Here is a 7002-nt window from a genome sequence, read left to right as displayed (position 1 = left end):
GACCGCCCGCGGAAAGCGAGTACCTGCAGCGGAAATCAACAACCTAGTTTTAGTTGACCCAATAAATATAAAAAATGAGGGGCTGTCCTCAAAAGTCACTTTTCAATGACTTTTTGGACAGCCCCTTCTTTTTATCCTTCTATCATCTTTAAATAACGGATTTCTTTCCCATCCACAACTGCAATATATACGGGTGTATCTGTTTCAAATATCTTCGTTCCAACAGGTAGGATATTTGCGGTTTCACCCCTAAAACCTTTTACCTTATTTGACTGCTTTTTAATCTCACCAACTTGCTCCCCAATTTTATACTCAAGTCCTTGTACCCAGTCAACATCCTGTGCATTTGAATATACAATCCCATCCAACAGAAAAATATCTACATTCTCATTATCTAAAAAATCCACAGGAGTCGGATTGCCCATCGGAACTCGTGAAATCTCCTAACAAGCACCAATAAATAAGAGAATAATAAATAACAGCAAATAGAGTCTTACATTTCTCATTTCATTTCCTCCTCTTTTTTGCCGACTCCAACCACTGTCCAGGAACGGTCAATGTACTCAACGAGAAGTGTAAACGAACCCCTTACTCCTAGTTCCTGTCCATTTTCCGGATCATATTCAAAACATACAACACCTACATAACGATATGTATCCTTGTATCGTTCCTTCATCATTTCATAAGTTGCCTCTCCATTATCATAGGTCAACTCAAACTTACATTGCTGTACAAAATCCTTAAATTCATGCCAATTAATGGGTTCCCTTACATTTTCAAAAACCGAAGCTGCTTTTATCGAAGCCCACTTATTTTCCTCAAGAATGTATGAACTTTCCTTTTCATTGTTCCTCGCCTCTTCAAGTATTAGCTCAACGACATGATGAGGAATTGTATATAAATTCTTTATATAAAAATACTGCCCGCCAACAAACAAGCTAAATACGATAAACATCACGGTAAGGAATCTAATTGTCTTATTAAAAACAGAGCCCATTCTAACCAAACCTTTTAAAATATGTCTTTGGTGCAAGAATGAACGTAATTAATAATGTAAGGAAACTTGCAATAAAAAAGCCGATTGAATATATCGGTATGATTCTTTCGGGTACACGGTCAATTATTTCCAATCCTAAAAAATCAACACCTATACCATTGCCATCGACATCTGTCCCAAGGGCCCAAAGCTCTAATCCTTTCAGAAACAACGAGATTGTTAACGTGACAAATACAATCAAAGTGAACATACGGATAAGCTTGGTCATGCTTGCACCTCCCTTCGAATAGGATAACATATTTTTCCAAGACCCAAAAGAACGCTTTTATAATTTTCAGCCAATTTAGCGTATAAATTATTTCTGAATCCGAAAGTTTCGTTAATGAAAATAATCTACAATTGTGATATTATAACTCTACTAGTATATGAAGAATATTTTAGGAGATGGAAAAAGTTATGCCGACTTGGCAACGAAATTTATGGGTTCTTTGGATTGGTGTCTTTTTTACAGCTTCCGGTTTTTCAATGGTTATTCCATTCTTACCAATCTTTCTATTGGAAATCGGAGTTCACGACCACACTGAATTATGGTCAGGACTCATCTACGGGGCCGCCTTTTTTGCAGGTGCATTTGCGACTCCTTTTTGGGGAAGAATCGCCGACAAATACGGACGTAAACCAATGATCGTTCGGGCAGGATTTGCCCTTTTTCTTGTTTACACGCTAATGGCCTTCGTTACAAACGCTTATCAAATATTAGGTCTACGATTAATGCAAGGATTACTAAGTGGATTTATACCTGGGTCCATTGCCCTTGTAGGTACTAACACGCCAACGAAAAAGGTGGGTTATGCCCTATCGATGATTTCATCTGCTGCAGCAACAGGTATGATTTTAGGTCCTCTTCTAGGTGGAGGAATGGCGGAGCTTTGGGGTAATCGCTGGGCATTTGCCAGTGCAGGAATCATTGTCTTGTTGGCAACGATTTTAATTATCTTTTTCGTAAAAGAGGAAAATTTCAAAGCAAACAAGGAAAAAGGCTCTGTTATCAAGGACTTTCGCATTGCGATAAACAATCGACCATTCTTGCTTGTATTAATTTTAACTCTTATGGTTAGCTGCTCTACGATGATTATTGATCCGATCTTGCCGTTGTACATTGCTGATATCGCAAGTCACACAAATTATACGACCTTACTTACGGGTTTTGTCATTTCCTTACCTGGTCTTGCAAGTGCACTTTTTGCACCTGTTTGGGGGAAGTGGGCGGATAAGGTTGGCTTCCACCGCGTCCTATTTATCGGACTTTTAGGTGCGGGAATCGGAACTTTAGCTCAAATCGTCTTTACCCAGATCTGGGGTTTTTCTTTCATACGCTTTGTCTATGGCGTTTTCTTCTGTGCGGTCTTCCCTGCTTTAAACGGATTAGTCGTCAAATCAACACCTGAAGATTTCCGGGGCAGAGCATTCAGTTTAAACCAAACAGCAAACCAAATCGGCGGAATGATTGGACCGCTTTTAGGTGGTTTACTCGGAGGATTATTTCCAACGCAAATCCTTTTCACCGTTACAGGAATATTGCTCCTAATAGCAATGGCAACAGCTTACTTAAATGGTGATCAACGGAAACGCGTAGTGAAACGTGAAGTACTCGCGAAAAAATGAATAGATGAATGAACACCAAAACACTAGGCTATGAACCTAGTGTTTTTTGTTTAAAAACTTTTTTCAGAAAATTGAATTTTATAATGAACAATCCCACCTTTTTTGAATATTTTATCCTAAAAAAGTTTCGTAATCTTGTAGGTGAAAAAATGGATCTCAACTTAAAATTATATATTCGTCAGGATGCGTTTATCTTAATTCCCGTTCTCTATTTCATCGGGCTCATCTTAAAAGAAACTCCCTTCATTCCACAATGGACGCATAGATGGATTCAGTTAAGCTTCGCGATCTTCGCCTGTCTTTTATACTATGGTTTTCTTATCCAATCCGTAGTCCAGGCCATTCTCGTCACAGGAACAACCATGATCTCCGAAGACCTTATCAAAAACACTCTCCACGGAATCAACTCCGCTATCAATAAAAAGGATGAATAAACTACGTTTTGTTGCCTCCCCATCGATAGTTAGATTCATGCTCCCTTAATTGGAGTTGACCAATTTAAGGAAAACCCTAGTGAATAAAATGAAACCCCGGTCACTGATGCCGCGGTTTCATTTTCGTATGGTCAGACACTTACTTTAATAGCAGGAATTCGAAATTCTATTCATATGTGGTCTTTTGCGCTATGGCTTTTCTGATTTTATCCAAAAATCTATTCTTATTTAGCGTTTATGGTATGGACTTTTCCAATTTTGTCCAAATGTCTTTTCTTATTAAGGGTTTATTTTATGGATTGTTCCACATTTATCCCCACGCCAGCCCAGACCCACACCGTACAAACAAACCTTACATAAGATACAGGGAGTATCAAAGTGAGGTGATAAAATGACAGAAAAAGTATTTAATCTGTTTGTAGCTGCTGTCATAGGCTTCCTTTTATGCTGTGGGGTGTATTTCTATGTAACAGAGGACAAACCAAATCCTGCAACAACGACTCCTGCCACAGAAGCACCACCGACTCCCCCTCCTGCAAACGAAGATCAAAAGCAAAAGCCACCAGCAAATGAACAGAATCAACAAAAACAAAATAATGAGAAAGATAAACAAAAAGAGCAGGAAAAAAACACTCAAAATGATGAGAATAACAAACAAAAAGAACAAGATCAAAACAAAGATGAAAAAGCAAAACCTAGCGATAATCTACCTGAAGTGGTTTGGGGAATTGATTCAGCCAGTGAAACAACCAAGGATTTCTATGCTTGTGTAAAAGAAAACTTCGGTGACCCTGTTGTGTTTGGTCGGTATATCGGTGGGCGTGAAGGAGTCTCAGTTGGGCTAACAGCTGATCAAGTGAAAATCATCCATGCTGAAGGTGACTTTATCCTACCAATCTACAATCATTTTAATGACGCTACCGGCTACGACAATGGTGTCGCACATGCAAAGGAAGCACTTAAGATTGCTGGAGAAATAGGAATCCCAGAAGGTGTCGCCATTTTTGCCGACATTGAACCGGACTATCCGGTAGATGCAGAGTTTATCAAAGGCTGGTTTGATACAATTGTAGGTTCAAAGTACAAATCTGGAATCTATGGTGTGTTTGACCCTGAACAAGCTTTGTTTAAAGCCTATCAAGAAGCTGGAAAAAGCAAAGCTGCTATCCTTGAACAAAACTATATTTGGACTGCCGCACCCAGCGTAGGTGTTACATCAGAATCAAAAGCACCAGAATTTAACCCCTCCGCACCAGAAGGCTCTCTCGCATGGGGGTGGCAATACGGCCTAGAGTCAAAAAGCTGCAACATTGACACCAACCTATTTAAACGAGAACTCGTCGATGTGCTGTGGGGACCGTAACGTGGAAGAAGAAAGAAGCATGAGATTCTTTTCTCATGCTTCTACTATTCTAATCAACTATTCGATTGCTGCATATAAACCTCTTCGTACGGCTGAACAATGACAAACCCATCTCCCTCAAATCTCATTTGGATTGACTCTCCACTTCCACGTCCGACGAAGGTTTTAAATGAGATATCTGTTTGAAACTCTGGTTGAAGATTTCCTGACCAGGCAACTGTTGCATTCGGGTCGGTGACAACCGGCTTACCTGGCGTTACCCGTAATGTAAGTGGCTCGTAATGAGTTGTAATGGCTACCATTCCACTTCCCTCACACCGTACATTAAACAGCCCACCTGCCATCATGCCAGCAACTCGTTTCATTAATTTAATTTCGTGCTTTAAGGATGGTTCAAAGGCAAGAAGATCATTTCCATTCACGTAAATTGCTTCATTTTGCAGCTGAAGGATGATGATTTTTTTCCCGCTATCGGCCAAGTACAACTTCCCTTGCCCGTTCGCTTTCATCAAAGATGTCCCTTCTCCTGTCAACGCTTTCTTAAACATGTTTCCTAGACCATGCTCAAGAATCCCCTCTCGTTCATACTTGATTTTTCCATTGTACGCAACCATCGAACCCGCCTTTGCCCAAACCATCCCGTTAAGATTTACCTCAAGCATTCTCGGAGTCTCCAATTCAAATAGACCTTCCCCTTTGTCCTCCTGCTCGGTATTTTTAATGAATTCCGAAATCGAATATTTACTCATCCACCCACATCCTTTCGTTAGTTTGTTTTACGTTTGGGTTGGTAAAAGGTTTCATTTTGTAAAAGTTTTGTAAATTCACAGGGTGTTTATCTTCAGAATTATGCTTACAAATGTTATAATTCCGATAGTATTTTGAAAAGGAGAACAGAATGAAAAATTTACTAGAGATTCTTTTCGTCTCAACTAGACTAGGTCTTACATCCTTCGGGGGACCTGTTGCCCATTTAGGCTATTTTCACGAAGAATACATCCGGAGAAGAAAATGGATGGACGAAAAAACGTATGCGGACCTGGTGGCATTGTGTCAGTTTCTACCTGGTCCCGCAAGCAGTCAGGTAGGGATTGGCATAGGTGTCATGCGGGCTGGTGTGCTCGGTGGCATTGTATCGTTTCTCGGATTCACCCTGCCTTCTGTGATTGCGCTAATTGTTTTCGCCCTCATCCTCCAAGGCCTAGATGTTGGAAGCGCAGGCTGGATTCATGGTTTAAAATTAGTCGCCGTCGCCGTCGTGGCACATGCCATCCTTGGAATGGCACAAAGGCTAACACCGGATTTGCCACGAAAATCACTCGCTCTGTTTGCGCTAGTAGGAACACTATTATGGCAAACAGCCTTTACACAGGTGGGTGTTATTCTCATTGCGGCAATCCTAGGATTTGTTTTATTTAAAAATCAAACAGACAGCGAAACTACAAATCTACAGTTCCCGATTTCTCGTCGGTTTGCTGCTATTTGTTTGACATTGTTTTTCGGTTTGTTGATTGTTTTGCCAATTTTAAGGGAAGTTACTTCTTTAGAATGGATTGCGATGTTTGACAGTTTTTATCGTTCTGGCTCACTTGTTTTTGGTGGTGGGCATGTTGTTTTACCGTTATTGGAGCGTGAATTTGTACCAACAGGATGGCTTAGTGAAGAAGCATTTTTAGCCGGTTATGGTGCTGCACAAGCTGTTCCGGGTCCACTCTTCACGTTTGCTGCCTATCTTGGTGCCGTAATGAATGGATGGCAAGGTGGACTACTCGCAACTGTCGCTATTTTCTTGCCAGCGTTTCTTCTTATTTTAGGAACACTACCATTTTGGGATTCTCTCCGACGTAATCCTAAAATTAAAGGTGCTTTAATGGGAGTAAACGCTGCAGTTGTTGGAATTCTAATTTCTGCCTTCTATTACCCAATATGGACCAGCACTGTATTTGCGCCAATCGACTTTACAGTTGCAGCCGTTTTGTTCAGCATGCTTGTCTATTGGAAGCTGCCACCTTGGATAGTAGTTGTAACAGGAGCTATCATGAGCACCGTTATAAGTTTGTTCTAGACTACCAGTTTGGTAGTCTTTTTTAAATTTCCCCCCTTAATGAAGTAGTGGAAGGAGGCTATGTATCTTCCCCTCCTTCTTTGAAAATAGCAAAACGAGGGTACAATTATCGCTTAATCATACCCTCACTCTTTGAAAATACCAATTTGACGGTACGATTAACGCCTATTCATACCCTCATTCTTCTAAAATACCAAAGTAACGGCACGATTATCGCCTATTCATACCCTCACTCTTTGAAAATACCAAAGTGACGGTACGATTATCGCCTATTCATACCCTCATTCTGCTAAAATACCAAAGTGACGGCACGATTATCGCCTATTCATACCCTCACTCTTTGAAAACACCGATTAAGTCCGTATAATTGTGTAAAAAGAAAATGAGTCATTTTATTCCTTTTTGTCAACAATGTTTAACGACCAAGAAAAACATAGAAAAGAGGAATAAAAATGACTCAAATACAGTTTAACCTAGA

Annotated in this window: 8 protein-coding genes; 4 read left to right on the top strand and 4 right to left on the bottom strand. The window is 40.3% G+C overall.

Annotated features, from left to right (window positions below; all coding sequences use genetic code 11):
- Window positions 1–131 precede the first annotated feature (131 nt).
- The 3 genes from E1I69_RS23630 to E1I69_RS23620 all read right to left on the bottom strand — a co-directional run bounded on the left by E1I69_RS23630 (window position 132) and on the right by E1I69_RS23620 (window position 1265).
- Window positions 132–425, bottom strand: a complete 294-nt coding sequence (locus E1I69_RS23630; RefSeq protein WP_242634691.1) for a hypothetical protein — start codon at window positions 423–425, stop codon at window positions 132–134.
- A 77-nt stretch (window positions 426–502) separates the two neighbouring features.
- Window positions 503–997 carry a hypothetical protein gene (locus E1I69_RS23625; protein ID WP_136381953.1) on the bottom strand — a complete coding sequence of 165 codons (495 nt, stop codon included), beginning with the start codon at window positions 995–997 and terminating at the stop codon, window positions 503–505.
- A 1-nt stretch (window position 998) separates the two neighbouring features.
- On the bottom strand, window positions 999–1265 hold the full coding sequence (locus tag E1I69_RS23620; RefSeq protein ID WP_136381952.1) for a hypothetical protein: 267 nt from the start codon (window positions 1263–1265) through the stop codon (window positions 999–1001).
- Window positions 1266–1453: 188 nt separating this feature from the next.
- On the opposite strand from E1I69_RS23620, the gene E1I69_RS23615 reads away from it, so the two are divergent.
- The 3 genes from E1I69_RS23615 to E1I69_RS23605 all read left to right on the top strand — a co-directional run bounded on the left by E1I69_RS23615 (window position 1454) and on the right by E1I69_RS23605 (window position 4459).
- Window positions 1454–2662: an MFS transporter gene (locus E1I69_RS23615; RefSeq protein ID WP_136381951.1), complete on the top strand. Its 1209-nt coding sequence runs from the start codon at window positions 1454–1456 to the stop codon at window positions 2660–2662.
- A 149-nt stretch (window positions 2663–2811) separates the two neighbouring features.
- Complete coding sequence (locus E1I69_RS23610) at window positions 2812–3096, top strand: phage holin family protein (protein ID WP_161974972.1); 285 nt, start codon at window positions 2812–2814, stop codon at window positions 3094–3096.
- A gap of 391 nt (window positions 3097–3487) precedes the next feature.
- On the top strand, window positions 3488–4459 hold the full coding sequence (locus E1I69_RS23605) for a glycoside hydrolase domain-containing protein (protein ID WP_136381949.1): 972 nt from the start codon (window positions 3488–3490) through the stop codon (window positions 4457–4459).
- A 53-nt stretch (window positions 4460–4512) separates the two neighbouring features.
- Here the strand turns inward: E1I69_RS23605 and E1I69_RS23600 are convergent, their stop codons facing one another.
- A complete protein-coding gene (locus E1I69_RS23600) occupies window positions 4513–5208 on the bottom strand; it encodes an AIM24 family protein (protein WP_136381948.1) in 696 nt (231 codons plus the stop codon).
- Between the two features lie 149 nt (window positions 5209–5357).
- On the opposite strand from E1I69_RS23600, the gene E1I69_RS23595 reads away from it, so the two are divergent.
- On the top strand, window positions 5358–6524 hold the full coding sequence (locus tag E1I69_RS23595; RefSeq protein ID WP_136381947.1) for a chromate transporter: 1167 nt from the start codon (window positions 5358–5360) through the stop codon (window positions 6522–6524).
- Window positions 6525–7002: the final 478 nt, after the last annotated feature.

Origin of the sequence: Bacillus timonensis (assembly GCF_004799755.1) — a bacterium.
GTDB classification, from domain to species: Bacteria; Bacillota; Bacilli; order Bacillales; family Bacillaceae_L; genus Ferdinandcohnia; species Ferdinandcohnia timonensis_A.
This window is presented reverse-complemented; position numbering and strand designations above follow the sequence as displayed.